The organism is Natronomonas sp. (assembly GCF_046483325.1).
Taxonomy (GTDB): Archaea; Halobacteriota; Halobacteria; order Halobacteriales; family Haloarculaceae; genus Natronomonas.
Genome location: NZ_JAWODL010000016.1, coordinates 23,916 through 38,456 on the forward strand (window position 1 = coordinate 23,916; position 14,541 = coordinate 38,456).

Annotated in this window: 18 protein-coding genes and 1 tRNA gene; 10 read left to right on the top strand and 9 right to left on the bottom strand. The window is 65.6% G+C overall.

The features are described from left to right. Nucleotides 1–45 precede the first annotated feature (45 nt). Nucleotides 46–149: transfer RNA gene (locus R6U53_RS05525), tRNA-Arg, on the bottom strand. 105 nt (nt 150–254) lie between these two features. Here R6U53_RS05525 and R6U53_RS05530 point away from each other — a divergent pair. The 4 genes from R6U53_RS05530 (at nt 255) to R6U53_RS05545 (ending at nt 3,079) form a co-directional block, all read left to right on the top strand. After that, nucleotides 255–791 carry an AAA family ATPase gene (locus R6U53_RS05530; RefSeq protein ID WP_410321364.1) on the top strand — a complete coding sequence of 179 codons (537 nt, stop codon included), beginning with the start codon at nt 255–257 and terminating at the stop codon, nt 789–791. After that, entirely contained in the window at nt 788–1,192 is a 405-nt protein-coding gene (locus R6U53_RS05535) for an RNA-binding domain-containing protein (protein ID WP_410321365.1), read from the top strand. The genes R6U53_RS05530 and R6U53_RS05535 overlap by 4 nt, the downstream gene beginning before the upstream one ends. A gap of 63 nt (nt 1,193–1,255) precedes the next feature. Further along, nucleotides 1,256–2,413, top strand: a complete 1,158-nt coding sequence (locus R6U53_RS05540) for an SPFH domain-containing protein (protein WP_410321366.1) — start codon at nt 1,256–1,258, stop codon at nt 2,411–2,413. A gap of 66 nt (nt 2,414–2,479) precedes the next feature. Next, nucleotides 2,480–3,079: a winged helix-turn-helix transcriptional regulator gene (locus R6U53_RS05545; RefSeq protein WP_410321367.1), complete on the top strand. Its 600-nt coding sequence runs from the start codon at nt 2,480–2,482 to the stop codon at nt 3,077–3,079. On the opposite strand, the gene R6U53_RS05550 is transcribed toward R6U53_RS05545, so the two are convergent. Continuing rightward, nucleotides 3,076–3,318 (bottom strand): hypothetical protein, encoded by a 243-nt coding sequence (locus R6U53_RS05550; protein WP_410321368.1) that lies wholly within the window; start codon nt 3,316–3,318, stop codon nt 3,076–3,078. The genes R6U53_RS05545 and R6U53_RS05550 overlap by 4 nt on opposite strands. Before the next feature lie 152 nt (nt 3,319–3,470). Then, nucleotides 3,471–3,884 carry a hypothetical protein gene (locus R6U53_RS05555; RefSeq protein ID WP_410321369.1) on the bottom strand — a complete coding sequence of 138 codons (414 nt, stop codon included), beginning with the start codon at nt 3,882–3,884 and terminating at the stop codon, nt 3,471–3,473. A 184-nt stretch (nt 3,885–4,068) separates the two neighbouring features. Between R6U53_RS05555 and R6U53_RS05560 the strand changes: the two genes are divergently transcribed. Continuing rightward, on the top strand, nt 4,069–5,094 hold the full coding sequence (locus R6U53_RS05560) for a helix-turn-helix transcriptional regulator (RefSeq protein WP_410321370.1): 1,026 nt from the start codon (nt 4,069–4,071) through the stop codon (nt 5,092–5,094). A gap of 42 nt (nt 5,095–5,136) precedes the next feature. Here R6U53_RS05560 and R6U53_RS05565 read toward each other — a convergent pair whose 3' ends face one another. The 3 genes from R6U53_RS05565 to R6U53_RS05575 all read right to left on the bottom strand — a co-directional run bounded on the left by R6U53_RS05565 (nt 5,137) and on the right by R6U53_RS05575 (nt 7,288). Then, the gene (locus R6U53_RS05565; RefSeq protein WP_410321371.1) at nt 5,137–5,799 is read right to left on the bottom strand and encodes a hypothetical protein; all 663 of its coding nucleotides are present in this window, start codon (nt 5,797–5,799) and stop codon (nt 5,137–5,139) included. A gap of 217 nt (nt 5,800–6,016) precedes the next feature. After that, nucleotides 6,017–6,409, bottom strand: coding sequence for a TRAM domain-containing protein (locus R6U53_RS05570; protein WP_410321372.1), 393 nt, complete (start codon nt 6,407–6,409; stop codon nt 6,017–6,019). Between the two features lie 165 nt (nt 6,410–6,574). Then, nucleotides 6,575–7,288: a YkgJ family cysteine cluster protein gene (locus tag R6U53_RS05575; protein WP_410321373.1), complete on the bottom strand. Its 714-nt coding sequence runs from the start codon at nt 7,286–7,288 to the stop codon at nt 6,575–6,577. A gap of 140 nt (nt 7,289–7,428) precedes the next feature. Between R6U53_RS05575 and R6U53_RS05580 the strand changes: the two genes are divergently transcribed. The 4 genes from R6U53_RS05580 to R6U53_RS05595 all read left to right on the top strand — a co-directional run bounded on the left by R6U53_RS05580 (nt 7,429) and on the right by R6U53_RS05595 (nt 11,130). Further along, the gene (locus R6U53_RS05580) at nt 7,429–8,088 is read left to right on the top strand and encodes a helix-hairpin-helix domain-containing protein (protein ID WP_410321374.1); all 660 of its coding nucleotides are present in this window, start codon (nt 7,429–7,431) and stop codon (nt 8,086–8,088) included. 81 nt (nt 8,089–8,169) lie between these two features. Further along, nucleotides 8,170–9,687 (top strand): anthranilate synthase component I family protein, encoded by a 1,518-nt coding sequence (locus R6U53_RS05585; RefSeq protein WP_410321375.1) that lies wholly within the window; start codon nt 8,170–8,172, stop codon nt 9,685–9,687. After that, nucleotides 9,684–10,265, top strand: coding sequence for an anthranilate synthase component II (locus tag R6U53_RS05590; protein ID WP_410321376.1), 582 nt, complete (start codon nt 9,684–9,686; stop codon nt 10,263–10,265). Before R6U53_RS05585 ends, R6U53_RS05590 begins: the two co-directional genes overlap by 4 nt. A gap of 1 nt (nt 10,266) precedes the next feature. Continuing rightward, complete coding sequence (locus R6U53_RS05595) at nt 10,267–11,130, top strand: aminotransferase class IV (protein ID WP_410321377.1); 864 nt, start codon at nt 10,267–10,269, stop codon at nt 11,128–11,130. Between the two features lie 30 nt (nt 11,131–11,160). Here R6U53_RS05595 and R6U53_RS05600 read toward each other — a convergent pair whose 3' ends face one another. Together R6U53_RS05600 and R6U53_RS05605 are read right to left on the bottom strand one after the other, a co-directional pair. Continuing rightward, nucleotides 11,161–11,643 carry a nuclear transport factor 2 family protein gene (locus tag R6U53_RS05600; RefSeq protein ID WP_410321378.1) on the bottom strand — a complete coding sequence of 161 codons (483 nt, stop codon included), beginning with the start codon at nt 11,641–11,643 and terminating at the stop codon, nt 11,161–11,163. Between the two features lie 60 nt (nt 11,644–11,703). After that, on the bottom strand, nt 11,704–12,123 hold the full coding sequence (locus R6U53_RS05605) for a Rieske (2Fe-2S) protein (protein ID WP_410321379.1): 420 nt from the start codon (nt 12,121–12,123) through the stop codon (nt 11,704–11,706). 121 nt (nt 12,124–12,244) lie between these two features. Between R6U53_RS05605 and R6U53_RS05610 the strand changes: the two genes are divergently transcribed. After that, on the top strand, nt 12,245–12,616 hold the full coding sequence (locus tag R6U53_RS05610) for a cyclophilin-like family protein (RefSeq protein ID WP_410321380.1): 372 nt from the start codon (nt 12,245–12,247) through the stop codon (nt 12,614–12,616). Between the two features lie 128 nt (nt 12,617–12,744). Here R6U53_RS05610 and R6U53_RS05615 read toward each other — a convergent pair whose 3' ends face one another. Next, complete coding sequence (locus R6U53_RS05615) at nt 12,745–14,334, bottom strand: bacterio-opsin activator domain-containing protein (protein ID WP_410321381.1); 1,590 nt, start codon at nt 14,332–14,334, stop codon at nt 12,745–12,747. Nucleotides 14,335–14,541: the final 207 nt, after the last annotated feature.

The window sequence follows — 14,541 nt, forward strand, 5'->3', positions numbered from 1 at the left end:
TCAGCCCGAATCCGGCGCTCGCTTTGCTCGTGTTACTCGCAGAAGCGAGCACGGTGGGATTCGAACCCACGACCATCGGATATCCCCCCACACCGGAACACCGGCGCGGTTAGAAGTCCGACGCTCTGTCCTAGCTGAGCTACGTGCCCTCGGAGTCGGATAGTCGTGGGCCCCTCAAAAACGGCACGGGTTGGGCCGGCGGCTTCGGACGCACAACAAAGCCTTCAAACGCGCGCTCGTCGTATCACGGTCGAATGCGAGTCATCGCAACCGTGGGACTGGCGGGCAGCGGCAAGGGCGAGTTCGCAGCCGTCGCCGAGCGCGCCGACGTCCCGGTCGTGACGATGGGCGACGTGATTCGCGCCGAGTGCCGCGAGCGCGGGCTGGATCCGGCCGAACACCACGGCGAGGTCGCAAGCGCGCTGCGGGAAGAACGCGGCCCCACCGCGATCGCCGAGGCCTCGTTGCCACACATCGAGACGGCGCTCGAGGAGAGCGAGACGGTCGTCGTCGACGGCGTTCGATCCGACGCAGAAGTCGAGGTGTTCGAGGAGCGCTTTGGCGAGTCGTTCACACTCGTCGGGGTCGAAGCGCCGTTCGAAATCAGACGGACGCGAATCGACGAGCGCAGCCGCGACAACGTCGAGGACGGGGAGTCGCTCGCCGCCCGCGACGAACGCGAACTGGGTTTCGGGCTGGGCGAGGCGCTGGAGCGCGCCGACGTGACGATCGAGAACACCGGGACGCTGGAGGCGTTCCGCGATCGGGTACGGGAGGTGCTCGACGCGTGATCTACAGCATCGACGTCCAGATCACCGCGCCGGTCAACGACACGGAGGTCACCGAGAGGGTCGCCGACGCGATCTCGAATCTCTTTCCGGAGGCGGAGGTCGAGACGCATCCGGGCGAACTGCTGGCCACGTGTCACTCGCTGGATCGCTTTTCCGAACGCCTCCACGAGCAGGCGATCCTCGACACCGCCCGCGGAGCGTTCTTCTCCGGGCAAGAGGGGAACACGTTCAGTTTCGACCTCAAAAAGCAGGCGGCCTTTCGCGGCGTCGTCAACTTCGCCGTCGGTGGCGAGAGCGAACTCGGTGCCCTGCACGTCCGCGTGCGGGTGAACGACCCCGACGTCGAGTCGTTCATCGACCACATCGCGCCGGAGACGAAGGACGGACGGCCCATCCAATAGTCCGAGCGTCGGCCGGTAGTTCTCCAGCCGAACGCTTATTGACACGTCGCCCCAAATTGGGGTATGTTCGCTCCGCTCCAACTGGGTGGAACGGTCCTCCCGGTCGTCGCTCTCCTACTGCTCGCGATCGCGATCGTCGCGGTGTATCAGGCCGTCGAGATCGTCAACGCGTACGAGAAGCGCGCGCTGACGGTGTTCGGCGAGTATCGTAAGTTGCTCGAACCCGGCATCAATTTCATTCCGCCGTTCGTCTCGCGTACGTACACCTTCGACATGCGGACGCAGACGCTCGACGTGCCCCGCCAGGAGGCGATCACCCGCGACAACTCCCCAGTGACCGCCGACGCCGTCGTCTACATCAAAGTCATGGACGCCAGGAAGGCGTTTCTGGAGGTCGACGACTACAAGAAGGCCGTCTCGAATCTCGCACAGACCACGCTTCGGGCCGTGTTGGGCGACATGGAACTCGACGACACGCTGAACAAGCGCCAGCAGATCAACTCGAAGATCCGAAAGGAACTCGACGAACCCACCGACGAGTGGGGGATCAGAGTCGAGAGCGTCGAGGTTCGGGAGGTCAACCCCAGCCAGGAAGTGCAGCAGGCGATGGAGCAACAGACCTCCGCCGAACGCCGCCGCCGCGCGATGATTCTGGAAGCCCAAGGAGAACGCCGGAGTGCGGTCGAGAAGGCCGAAGGTGACAAACAGTCCAACATCATCCGCGCACAGGGTGAAAAACAGAGCCAGATCCTCGAAGCGCAGGGTGACGCGATCTCGACCGTCCTTCGCGCGAAATCCGCCGAGTCGATGGGCGAACGCGCCATCATCGAACGCGGGATGGAAACGCTCGAAGCGATCGGTCAGGGCGAATCGACGACGTTCGTCCTCCCGCAGGAACTCACCTCCCTCGTCGGCCGCTACGGCAAACACCTCACCGGCAGCGACGTGGCGACCGAGGGGCAGTTGCTCGAAGGGCTCGACTTCGACGCGGAGACGCGCGAGATGCTCGGATTGGACGACATCGAGGAGATCCTCGGTCAGATCGACGAGGAGGCCGAAATGAACGTCGAGGAGATGGAAGCCGAGGCGGAGGCGATCAAGGCCGGCGCGGATCCCGCGAATATCAAAGATCCCGACGAGGTCATCGCCGAGATGGACAGGGACGTATCGGAGGCGAACGGCGACGAGAGCGCCGACGACCTCGAAACCGAGACGAGCTGACCGTCACGTCGACGGACGGTTCGCCGTCCCGAAGCTGTTTTATCGCGTTCCCGCCTACCACCGGCAATGACCGACGGGGGTGTCGACGAGGGAAAGCGGGCAACGCTCAAGCGGTTCGCCGCCTTGGGAGCGGCGACCCCGCTCGTCCGCCTCTCGACCGACGACGCGAGCGAGGTCCGCGAGGCGATCGTCGGCTACCTCGCGGCGACACCCGGCGCACACTTCTCGAAGCTTCGCGACGACCTCAAACTCGGGACCGGCGAGACCCAACACCACCTCCGGCGGCTCGAACGCGACGACGCGATCGAGCACCGGAAGGACGGCGAGTACAAGCGCTACTTCCCCGCCGGGCGGTTTTCCGCGTTCGAGCAGCGCGCGCTCGGCTACCTCCGCCGGGAGACGCCTCGACGGATGCTCGTCGCGTTGCTCCGCGATCCGGAGGTGACGGGAAGCGAGATCGCGGCGGCGGCGGACGTGTCGCGATCCTCGGTCTCGAAGTACGCGGCGAAGCTCGAATCCGCTGGGCTCCTCTCTCGAACGGACGGGTACGCCGTCGAGCGGCCCGAGACGCTTTTGATCCTCGTCGTGCGGTACGCGGATTCGTTCGGCCCCGAGGCGGTCGAGCTCGCCGACGCGGCCGACGAGTTCGTCAGCTACGACCCCTAGACGCTGACCTTCCAGGTCGTCCCCGACGAGTAGCCCCACTTTTCGACGTCGACGTCGAACGCCCCCTCGCAGATGGCGCTCATGTTCGCGCCGACCTCCTTGGCCGACAGTCCGAGATCCTCGCCGATGAGCCGGGATTTGAAGTACGTCTTGGTTCGACCCTCGCGTCGCAGGTACGCGAGAATCCGACGCTGTTTGTCCGTGAGTTCGGTCGCCGCGGCCGATGCCGTCGCGCTCATATCACATCCGACGGGAGCGACCACAAAAGGCGGTTTGGTACAGTCGGTCAACACACCGTAGTCGTGCGGTTTTGCGGTTCTATCGGGGACAGCAGCTGAAAAAACGAGCGTTGGTTGGTACGGATCGAAAACGAACGGTGCTCGAGGCGTGGTTAGGCGTCGCTGTCGTCGTCGGTAGGCTCGTCGCTGTCTGCGTCGTCGGTTTCCTCCTCGCCGGTATCGGGCGACTCGCCGTCAGCGTCCCCAGCAGGCGTATCGTCGCCGAGGAGCTCACTGAGCGACTCGCCGAGGTGGTCGATCGAGCCGTTCGAGAACGCGTCGATTCGATCGTGGATGTCACCCACGTGATCGGGGACCTGCTCGGGGAGGCCGTCACTTGGACCAACGCCGTCGGCGTTGCCAGCGCGCTCGTTCGCAGCGGCGTCCGACTCGGCTGCCGCACCGTCGTGGGCGTCCGTGGCGTTCTCGTTCGCCTGATCGACCGGAGCGGCGCCACCGAGCGCCGCCATCCCGCCGAGCAGGAGCGTCGTTACGACCGCAATCGTGACCAGTTGTTTCGCTCTCATCGCACTCGCCCCTTCTTTCCGGACTCCCTTAATACGGGAACGCCGTGAAGTCGAATGTTGCCGTTTTAAGCGCCTCTGAGCCCGGATTAAGCCGAATTAAGTCGAGTTAATCGGGGGAATATCGGCCCGAGGGGGCGAGCGATCGGCAACAATTCATTTATACGCCGGCGCCATCCCAACGACCGTGCATCGAGGACACGCTGCCGCACTGTTCGCCTGCTTTTTGCTGGTCTCGGTCGGGACGACGATGGGTGCGCCATCGGATTCCGCCTTCGCCCAGGAGGGTATCGATCCCGACGACATCTTGCTGTCGATAGCCGTCGAGGAGAACGGGGACGCCGTCTGGACCATCGAGTACCGGACGCGGCTCGAAACCGACGAGGACGAGCAGGCGTTCGAGGACCTCGAAGGCGATATCGACGCCGATCCCGAGCCGTACGCTCAGCGATTCCAAGACCGGATGGAGGGGACGGCCGGGAGCGCCGAGAACGCCACCGGCCGGGAGATGGCGATCACGGAGATGACCGTCGCCGCGGAGCGACGCGACCTTCCACAGGCGTACGGCGTCCTCACCTACCGCTTCCGGTGGTCGAGCTTCGCCGCGATCGAGGGCGATCGCCTGCTCGTCGGCGACGCGATCGCCGGGTTGTTCTTCGAGGAGGAGACGTCCCTGCTGCTCTCGTGGCCCGATGGCTACGAACTCGCGGGAGCGTCACCCACGCCGGATGAGACACGGGAGAGCTCCGTCGTCTACAACGGTCCGGTCGAGTTCGGTGGGGACGAACCGCGAGTCGAACTCGGGCCGGTGGGAGGATCGACGGCCGACGACGGGGACCAGTCGAACCTCCCGACGCTCGTGGGCGCGCTCGCTGTGGTGGTTCTCGGTGGAGCGGGCGTGTTCCTCGCGTACCGACGCCACGAGAAACCGACGGGGGAGGACGACGCGGAGTCAGAGAACGAGACAGTCGGCGCCCAACCGGCCGCGAAACCGGACCCAGAGCTACTGAGCAACGAGGAGCAAGTCCTTCAGCTCATCGAGCGTGAGGGGGGCCGGATGAAACAAAAAGCGGTCGCCGAACAGCTCGGATGGACCGATGCGAAGACGAGTCAGATCACGAAGAAACTCCGCGAGAGTGGGGAGTTAGAGGGGTTCAGGCTGGGTCGTGAAAACGTGCTCTCGCTGCCGGAGGAGGATCCGCGTTCGGAATGACCCGCCGCCGTTCTCGGCTATTGGGAGACTGGCTACTCGGAGCTACGGTCGGTCCGCTCCGCTGACGTTGGAGCCGTCAGTTCCACGGTCACCGTTCCGAGTGTCGTCTACGCCCCGATCACCGACACCTCGATCGGCCATCCCGCGATCGCCGGCGATACCCCGCGCGATCTCGGCGACCTCGCCGCCGCGCAGTTCGCTGGCGTTCTTCGAGAGCGTTTGGATAGCGGTCACGTTCACACCGTTCGCTTCGAGTACCTCAGGGGGCAGTTCCGCGGCGGTCGCGTTACTCCGGTTCAGTTGGCGTTCGGTCGTGTCGAGCTCGGTCGCCAGCGTCGCGATCCGAGCGCGATACCGGCCTTCGGTGATCTCGCCGCGTTCGCGTTGGGTGTCGAGTTCGGCTTTTCGCTCGTCCAGTTCGGCCAGTCGAACCTGCATTTCGTCGAGTTTCTCGGCGATGCGATTGGCCTTGGTGGCGTTATCGTCCGCGCGTTCGAGCGCGATCGAAAACGCGTTCCGCTCGATCTCGCCGTCGAACTCCGCGCGCTGGACGCCGACGACACCGGAGAGGCGTTCGCCGGGCGCCGGTTCGTCGGTCGTCTCGTCCGCCTCGGCGTCGGTCTCCTGTGCGACGGCACCGACCGCCGGGGTGGCAACCATCGCGACGACGACGAGCACCGCGAGGAGTGTGCTGGTTCGTTTCATCGTGTTCCCTTCTTGCGTCGAGAGCGGTATATAAATGAACGATCGTGAGGCCGAATCTGCCACGATCAACCGGGATTAAGCCGGGTTAAAACCGCAAGGCTGCGCCGTAAGAATCGAAAGTTCGCTGTTTGTCGCCTGATAAATGGTCGAAAGTTATAAATCGTATTTTCACGGTGCGGAAAACCGACGGGCGAAACCGACCCTCCGAAAGGTATCGCTACTCGATGATCTCGCCGACCGCGAAGTTGGATTTGACCTCGGAGACCTCGATCTTGACGCGCTCGCCGACCTCCGCACCGGGGACGATAATGACGTAACCGCGCTCGACGCGCGCGATGCCGTCGCCCTGTTTTCCGAGGTCCTCGATCTCGACGTAGCGGATCTCGCCGGCCTCGACGGGTGGTTGCGGTTCGTCGGACGGGACGTCCGAGACCTCCGAATCGGTAGAGGCGACCTCACCGTCAGCCGAGATGAGCGCAACGCGGTAGGTCTCGCCGCCACCGATGGAGCCGGTCTCGATCTCGCGGCGGGGTACTTCGACGACAAAGCGGTCGTCGGCTTCTTCGACCTCCGCGCTAAACAGACACAGGAGCTTTTCAGAGATTTCCATAGAGCTTCTGGTTCGACATATCGGCCCCGGGTATAGAAGGTATCGGCTATCGGGACGAGAACGTAGGCCTTCGAAGGGACGAAACTGACGGCCGCCCGTCCGCTGCTCGACGCAGGCGGCGCGCCCGGCGACTTAAATAGCTCTCGCATCGTATTCGGCGCGTATTTATATCGTCTCGTCGAGTGGCGTTCCGTCCGGACGCTTCTGCCCCTCCGAGTCGTGGACCACGACGCCGTCGGCGTCCGTGGGTCGGTAGTTGTCCCGGACCCCGATGGCCTCCTCGAGTTCACGAACGGCCCGTTCTTTGAGAGCGGCGGCCAGTTCCTCCGCGTCCTCGCGCGGGATGTCGCGGCCGAGCCCTTCGCACTCGTGCGCGCGAACCGCGCCAGCCCGATCGACGACGCCGCCCATCGGCTCCGTGGTCCCGAGACCGTCGCCGCCGGAGCCGCCGACCGAGAACGGATACGTCCGGCAGACGAGCGGCCGGTCGTCGTGGACGGTACACGCGCCGGTCCCGTCGTCGGATTCGGTATAAAAAGTGCAGTCGCCGCAGTCGTCCGTCTGAATCGCCCACTCGAAGGTCTCGCCCGCGTGGTCGCCGTCGTCCGTCTCCGCGAGGCCGTACGGCATCGGGCGAGCCACGTCGCGCCAGTCGTACTCGCGGTCGCGGGCTTCCTCGGACGCCCGTAATCGGCGGATCTCGTCCGGGAACACCGTGGCGGTGTGCGGTTCGCGGTCACCGTCGCCGTCGACCGGCTCGGCGGCCTTACAGCAGGCCCCACACCGAGTGCACTCGAAACCGATCGACTCGATGGCGTCGGCGAGTTCCGCGACCGAGAGCGCGCGCGCGTGATCGAGTTCGGCTTCGAGGGACTCCATACCCGTCCGTTCGGGCGCTCGGGTATAACAGATGCGTTCGGAAAGGCGAGGCGTCACACGCCCGATAGGTGGCGCCGGTGGCTATGATGCACGTTCGCTCGGCGATTGTTTTTAAGTACACGCCCCCGCATCTAAGACGTATGAGCGTTTTCGACATTATCCGAGCGATGCTGGGTCTCGACCGCTCCGACGATTCGGAGGGGACGAACGTCACAGTAGGGCGTGAACGAGGGGGCGACGATGAGACGGCGGACGCCGAGGAGGCCGCGGCCGCGGGAACCGACGCGACCGCCTCGACGGATTCGATGACCGAGGAGCCGGAGCCGGAGCCGGAGCCGGAGACGGCCGCGGAGCCGGCCGAAGCCGGAGCAGGCGTGACCGAACACAGCGGGACCGACACGCCGGCCGCCGAACCCGCCGAGGCGGCCGGGCCGGTACCGGACGAACCGGACGCGTCGATCGACGAGGACGACGAATCCGAAACCGAGGTCGAACTCGAAGAACCGGAATCGGAGGACGACGACGAGGGACCCGATACCGAAGCAGAAGCCGAAGCGGAAGCCGAACCGGACGAGGACGGCGAGGACGAGGAAACGGACGACGAACCCGTCGACGACGAAACGGACGATGAACCCGTCGACACAGTCAGCGGGATCGGCCCGGCGTACGCCGAACGGCTGGCCGCCACCGGCGTCGAAACGGTCGCCGACCTCGCCGACGCCGACGCCGACGCCGTCGCCGATGCGACGGACATCTCCGAAAAGCGGATTATCCGCTGGCAGGAGAGCGCGGCCGAGTAACGCCGGACGGATCGCCACTGACCGCTCGGATAACCGCCCCGACCGCAAAGGCATTATTCCTCGACCTCCCCCGATAGACCAATGCGGGTGATCACCGACCGGGATGCGTTCCGTGCAGTGGCCGCCGCCGCGGCCGAAACCGCACGGGTGCCGGTCGAACTGCGAATTCAGGTCGCGGATCCCTTCGAAGCGTATCGCCGCGCTCGACGCGGTGACGGCGGCGACGCCTTCTTGGAGACGAGCGGCGGCCAATCCGGTTGGGGCTACTTCGCGACCGACCCGATCGAACGGGTGACGGTCTCGTCGGACGCGGTTTCCCGGATGGACGGGAGAAACGACGGCGATCGGGCGGGATCGGCGTCACCGTCACTCGCGGCGCTCGAGGCCGTAATGGAGGCCGAGACGCTCGCGCGCGGCGACTGTGAGACGCCCTATCCCTGCGGGCTCGTCGGCTGGCTCTCCTACGACATCGCCCGGGAACTCGAAGCGATCCCGAACGGGACCGACGACGACCGCGGGCTTCCCCGACTCCAACTGGCGAAATACGACAGGATCGTCGCCTGGAAGGCGCCACACACGAAGGAGGCGGAACTCCGAATCACGGCCTGTTCGCGACTCGACGAGCACGATTCGGTCGATGCAGCCTACGAGTGGGCGCTCGGGCACGCCCGCGAACTCGTCGCCAGAATCGTCGCCGGGGATCGGTCCGTCGGACGCGCGCCGGCCGAGGGCGAGCGGGCGACCTTCGAGAGCGAGTGCGGACGGGCGGACTTCGCCGACCGCGTCCGGACGGTCCAAGAATCGATCCGCGACGGCGACACGTTCCAGGCGAACGTATCCCAGCGGCTGTCGGCCCCGGCGGCCGTCCATCCGGTCGGGGCTTACGCCGCTTTGCGCCGCGTCAATCCGGCCCCTTACTCCGCCCTCCTCGAATTTCCGGGCATCGACCTCGTCAGCGCGAGTCCGGAACTCCTCCTCGACGTCGAGGACGACCGGCTCCTGACCGAACCGATCGCCGGCACCCGCCCGCGGGGGAAGACACCCGAGGCCGACCGGGAACTCGAAGCCGAACTGCTGGCCGACGACAAAGAGCGCGCAGAGCACGCGATGTTGGTCGATCTCGAACGCAACGACCTCGGCAAGGTGAGCGAGTACGGCAGCGTCGAGGTCGCGGAGTACCGCCGGATCGACCGCTACTCCGAGGTGATGCACCTGGTGAGCCTCGTCGAGGGACGGCTACGTTCGGACCGGTCGGTCGCGGACGCCGTCGGGGCGATGTTCCCCGGCGGGACGATCACGGGCGCACCGAAGCCCGAGACGATGGCAATCATCGACGACGTCGAACTGACGCGACGCGGCCCCTACACCGGGAGCGTCGGTATCTTCGGCTTCGACGACCGGGCGACGCTGAACATCGTCATCCGGACGCTCGTGCGCTACGGGGATCGCTACGATCTCCGAGTCGGGGCGGGGATCGTCCACGACTCAGATCCCGACGGCGAGTACGAGGAGACGCTCGCGAAGGGCCGGGCGCTCGTCAACGCGATCGACGCCGCGCTCGTAGACAGGACGGCGTTCACGCTGGAGGCGACGCGATGAGCCGACCGACGGTGCTCGTCGTCGACAACTACGACTCGTTCGTCTACAACCTCGTCCAGTACGTCGGTACCCACGCCGAAGTCGTCGTCCGGCGCAACGACTCGATCACGGTCGAGGGGATCGAACGGCTCGCTCCGGACGGGATCGTCGTCTCGCCCGGTCCCGGAAACCCGGCGGATGCGGGCGTCTCGATCGCGATCTTCGAGTCGCTATCGTTCCCGACACTCGGCGTCTGTCTCGGCCATCAGGCGCTCTGTGCGGCCCACGGCGTGCCGGTCGGCCACGCTTCCGAGGTCGTTCACGGGAAACCCTCGACCGTCACCCACGACAGATCGGGCGTCTTCGAGGGACTCCCCGAGCGCTTCGAGGTGGGCAGATATCACTCTCTGGCCGCGGAGACGGGCGCGCTGCCGGCGGAACTGGTCGAGACGGCCCGAACAGAGGACGACAGCGCCGTCCTCATGGGCGTTCGTCACCGCAAGAAACCACACGAGGGCGTTCAATTCCATCCCGAGAGTATCCTCACGGACGTGGGCGAACGGATGATCGAGACGTTCTGTCGGGGCTGTCGAACGTAACATGTCGCTTATATACCACCTGGACGGCGAGTTGGTCGAACGGGCGGAGGCGACAGTCCACGTCGACGACCGCGGCTTTCGGTACGGCGACGCCGCCTTCGAGACCTGCCGCGCCTACGGCGGGACGGTGTTCGAGTGGGATCGGCACCTCGATCGGCTCGGCGCGACCTGCGAGACGCTCGGGATGGCAGAGGCGGTCCCCGACGATCTGAAAGCCCGCGTCGACGAGACGCTCGCGGCGAACGATCTCGGGGACGCATACGTCCGCGTGTCGATCAGCCGGGGGGTCCAACCGGGGAAACTGACGCCGTCCGTCGAGGTCGACCCGACGGTCGTCGTCTACGTCAAATCGCTGTCCAGAGGCGGCGTCGACGGCGACCCGGTCTGGGACGGTTCGGCGACCGTCGAAACCGTCGACACCCGACGGATTCCCGACGCCGCCGTCCCCGTCGACGCGAAGACGCACAACTATCTCAACGGGATCCTCGCGAGGCTGGAACTGCGGGGTTCGACGGCGGAAGAGGTGGTCATGCGCGATACCGACGGCTTCCTCGCCGAGGGCGCGACGAGCAATCTGTTCTTCGTCGACGACGGCACACTGAAGACGCCGGCGCCGGGGACGATCCTGCCGGGCATCACCCGCCGACTCGTCGTCGAACTGGCCGACTCGGTCGGCGTAGCCGTCGAGACGGGGCGATATCGCCAGGCGGACCTGCGAGAAGCCGACGAGGCGTTCCTCACGAACACGACGTGGGAACTGCGCCCGATCGGCCGAGCCGATGGGGCAGTGGTCGGCGGGGGGGCGATCACGAACCGGCTTCGGACGGCATACGACGAACTGGTCGAAGCGCGCTGTTACCGCTGACGGCACGCGAGGGGCGAAAAAGCGGCGAACCTACCGGGGATCGCCGTACTCGATGATCTCGCCGTACCGCTCGTCCTCGACGTGCTCGTACTCGAATCGCTGTCTGGCGAAGATCGTGTGCGACACCGACGAGAACCGCCACTCGCCGTCGACTCGCTCGTACTCGTCGAAGTACCGTCCCTGTCGCCAGCCGGCGGCACCGTCGGCGAGCGCGTAGTGGATCTCGAGATACCACTCGCCGCGGGCGGTGTCGCCGTCGAGGTCGATCATCGGGTGATGCATCACGTGCGCCGTGTACTCGAAGGCGTCCGCGAGCGTCGTCTCGACGAACGCCGCGATCTCCTCGCGGCCCTCGTGCGTCCCCCAGCCCTCGAGGGCGTAGATCGCATCGGGGGCGAACAACTCGACGACGCCGTCGAACTCGTCGTCGTCGATTCGGCGGGCGTACTCGTATTTTAGCCGCTCGATCTCGTGTCGGTCTTCGAGCGCCCGCGCCCTGTCTTCGAGTTCCATGCGTGGTGGGCACGCAGGCCGGGCTTAACAGTTGCGGCAGGAGGATATCGGATCGACCGCTCAGAACTCGTAGTTCGACTTCGACTCCAGGTCGGCGTCATCACCCTCGATCGGCCCCTCGCGGACGAACTCGTAGTCGTCCTCGGCCAGATACACGTCGCCGTCCTCGATCTCGATCTCGATCCCGTTCAGATACGCGCCCTCACACGGGCCGAAGTTACAGAAACCGGTGTCGGACTCGAAGTACGCGCCGTGGTTCTCGCAGATGAGTTCGTCGTCTCGCATCTCCGCCCCCGAACCCTTGTCGATCTTGATGTGGGTGTAGTGTTGGCAGTAGTTGAACCACGCGTGGAGGTCGCCGTCGGTTCGGACGAGGATCCCCTCCCGTTCGTCGCCCGACTCGACCTCCCGAAGCGTGAACAGGAGCGTCGTCTCCGCGGGCACGTCGTCGGTCGCGGCAATCTGTCGCGCTGTAGCCATCGCCCGTCCGTAGCGGCGGGGGCTACAAACCGTTTCTGACAGCGGACGACGCCGGACCGAGATGGTGAACCGGGGGGCGAAAATATATACTGACCGCTTGAAAACACCGTCGGACGAACATATGAGCGACCTCCGTGTCACCGTCGGCGACGAGGAACTGACCGCCGAGTGGGCCGAGGAGAATCCGGATACGCGAGCCGCCGTCGCCGAGTCGTTGCCGATCGGGGGGAACGCGACCCGGTGGGGCGAGGAGCTGTACGTCATGAGCGGCGTCGACGTGCCCGCGGAATCGACGCGCTCGAACGTCGAGCCCGGCGCGCTCGCCTACTGGCCGCAGGGGAACGCGATCTGTCTGTTCTGGGGACCGACGCCCGCGAGCGCGGGAGAGAAGCCGCGGGCGGCCTCACCGGTGAACGTCTTCGCTCACGCCGACCTCTCGGGGTTCGAACCGGGATCAGGTGGGGCGCGGCTTCGGCTCGAAGTCGGGGACTGATAGGGGTTATCGTAAGAGATCATGGTGTTCCCGCGAAGAATCGAGACGCAGTGTCGAATGCGGGGGTCGAAACCTCCGACTGGCTACGATAATCCCTATGAGCGAGCGCGACGGGACGCTCGTCGCGATCACTCGTTCGGACAGTCCCAGATCGCCGACAGGAGGTTTCGCTGGGCGGCGCGCATGTGCGCCGAGAAGGTCGGCTGGGCGATTCCGAGCGCGTCGGCGATCTCGGCCCCGGTCAGCTTTCGGTTCCCGTCGAAGTAGCCGGCGTGGTAGGCCGCCTTCAGTACGGTTCGCTGTCGCTCCGTGAGCGTGTCCGCCAGTAGGCCCGTCCACGGCATGGGCTCCGGCGGCGTCGCGGCGCGCTCGGCGATCAGGTCCGCGCCGCCGAAGAGCGCGTCCACCTGTCCGACGAAGCGCCGTTGGTCGCGCTCACGGCGGACGGAGACGACGAGTTCGCAGGTGCGCTCGGAGATTCGAAGCGACTGAAGTCGTGCGCCGAGGGCGATCACCTTCGATGCAACGCACGGTTCGGCCGGGAAGACCTCGTAGATCGGCGCGTCCCCGTTCGAGAGGGCTTCGGTCGATTCGAGCCCACCGACGGCGTCCGCGGCATCGACGGCTCGCTCGGGATCGACGTCCGGTAGTAGGCAGTACAGGAGCAGATCGTCCTGCTTCCACTGACTCACGCTTCGCACGTCAACGGTGTTCGACAATCGACTCGCGAGCGAGCGGAGCGGATCGTCGTCGTCGATCGCCACCTCGAGGACGAGATCCCGACTGCCGTCCCCGTGGAGCGCGTTCTGGCGCTCGACGGCCGTGACGGCGTAGCCGACGAGCGTACCGAGTTCCATCAGGATCTCTCGGATCCGGGTATCGAACGTGTCCGATCCGGTTCCGTAGACGGTCAGGACGCCGTAATGCAGTTCGCGGTGACGGATCGGAACGGCGAAGGCCGATCTGAATCCATTCGCGAGCGCCGCCTCGCGCCACGTCTCGTCCGGGGCCTGGTCGGAAACGCAGTGTTCGCCGGTATCGGAACGGTTCGCCCCGACGCGAACGGCCGGAACCGGTGAATCCTCGTCGAGAGAACGCGGTATCGAGCCGAGGTAGGCGTCGGGAACCCGAGCGCGCGCGGCCACGGCCAATTCGTCGGCCGACGAATCGGCGGTGCCGATCCAACAGCCGGCGAAACCATCGAGTTCGACGGGCGCATCGCAGACGTTCTCGTATATCTCCGCCCGCGAGTCGGCGTCGATCAGCACCTCGTGAAGCGACCGGATCACCGCGTTAAGAGCGTTGGCGTATTCGATCTTCGCTCTGCGTTCCGTGATGTCGACGAGGTATCCCGTATAGCCCGTGATTGCGCCGTCATCGCGGAGAATCGTCGTGTAATCGAGCACCCAGCGTGCAGCACCGTCCCTCGTCACGAGCCGGTAGGGTTCGTGGTGGAACCGCTCGGCGCCCGCGTCGCCGCTCTCTCTGACCTCGCGGATCACCCGGTCGAGGTCGTCGTCGTGGACCAACTCGGCGTACGGCGGATCGCCGTCGTAGAGTTCGGCCGCCGAATAGCCGAAGAGTCGCTCGACGTTCGGTGAGACGTACTCGACGGGCCAGCCGGCCTCGTTTCGCCACCTGAAGACGACGACCGGACCGTCGACGAACAGTTTCCGCTCGGGGACCGTCCCGACGCCTTCGACCGACCGATCCGTCATGACATGGATTCCCTTCTATCCAGTTGTGGCCCCGAGCGTAATAAATCCGAGTCCGCCGACCGGGACGAGCACCGATATCAGGCTATTATAATAGCGTTCGTTCTTTTGTCCTATCGGGGGCAATCTTCTACCGCGAGAGGCCGGGTATGCGGTGATCTCGGTTCCCCGGGGGCGCTTCAGGTGTGGGGATGCACCGTTCTATTGCAG

Excerpts from the sequence above, each read along its gene's own strand:
- R6U53_RS05580 (WP_410321374.1), top strand. The coding sequence starts at position 7,429 with ATGAGCGTTTTCGACATTATCCGAGCGATGCTGGGTCTCGACCGCTCC.
- R6U53_RS05570 (WP_410321372.1), bottom strand. The coding sequence starts at position 6,409 with ATGGAAATCTCTGAAAAGCTCCTGTGTCTGTTTAGCGCGGAGGTCGAA.
- R6U53_RS05550 (WP_410321368.1), bottom strand. The coding sequence starts at position 3,318 with ATGAGCGCGACGGCATCGGCCGCGGCGACCGAACTCACGGACAAACAG.
- R6U53_RS05585 (WP_410321375.1), top strand. The coding sequence starts at position 8,170 with ATGCGGGTGATCACCGACCGGGATGCGTTCCGTGCAGTGGCCGCCGCC.
- R6U53_RS05610 (WP_410321380.1), top strand. The coding sequence starts at position 12,245 with ATGAGCGACCTCCGTGTCACCGTCGGCGACGAGGAACTGACCGCCGAG.
- R6U53_RS05595 (WP_410321377.1), top strand. The coding sequence starts at position 10,267 with ATGTCGCTTATATACCACCTGGACGGCGAGTTGGTCGAACGGGCGGAG.
- R6U53_RS05555 (WP_410321369.1), bottom strand. The coding sequence starts at position 3,884 with ATGAGAGCGAAACAACTGGTCACGATTGCGGTCGTAACGACGCTCCTG.
- R6U53_RS05605 (WP_410321379.1), bottom strand. The coding sequence starts at position 12,123 with ATGGCTACAGCGCGACAGATTGCCGCGACCGACGACGTGCCCGCGGAG.
- R6U53_RS05615 (WP_410321381.1), bottom strand. The coding sequence starts at position 14,334 with ATGACGGATCGGTCGGTCGAAGGCGTCGGGACGGTCCCCGAGCGGAAA.
- R6U53_RS05565 (WP_410321371.1), bottom strand. The coding sequence starts at position 5,799 with ATGAAACGAACCAGCACACTCCTCGCGGTGCTCGTCGTCGTCGCGATG.
- R6U53_RS05545 (WP_410321367.1), top strand. The coding sequence starts at position 2,480 with ATGACCGACGGGGGTGTCGACGAGGGAAAGCGGGCAACGCTCAAGCGG.
- R6U53_RS05540 (WP_410321366.1), top strand. The coding sequence starts at position 1,256 with ATGTTCGCTCCGCTCCAACTGGGTGGAACGGTCCTCCCGGTCGTCGCT.
- R6U53_RS05600 (WP_410321378.1), bottom strand. The coding sequence starts at position 11,643 with ATGGAACTCGAAGACAGGGCGCGGGCGCTCGAAGACCGACACGAGATC.
- R6U53_RS05575 (WP_410321373.1), bottom strand. The coding sequence starts at position 7,288 with ATGGAGTCCCTCGAAGCCGAACTCGATCACGCGCGCGCGCTCTCGGTC.
- R6U53_RS05590 (WP_410321376.1), top strand. The coding sequence starts at position 9,684 with ATGAGCCGACCGACGGTGCTCGTCGTCGACAACTACGACTCGTTCGTC.
- R6U53_RS05530 (WP_410321364.1), top strand. The coding sequence starts at position 255 with ATGCGAGTCATCGCAACCGTGGGACTGGCGGGCAGCGGCAAGGGCGAG.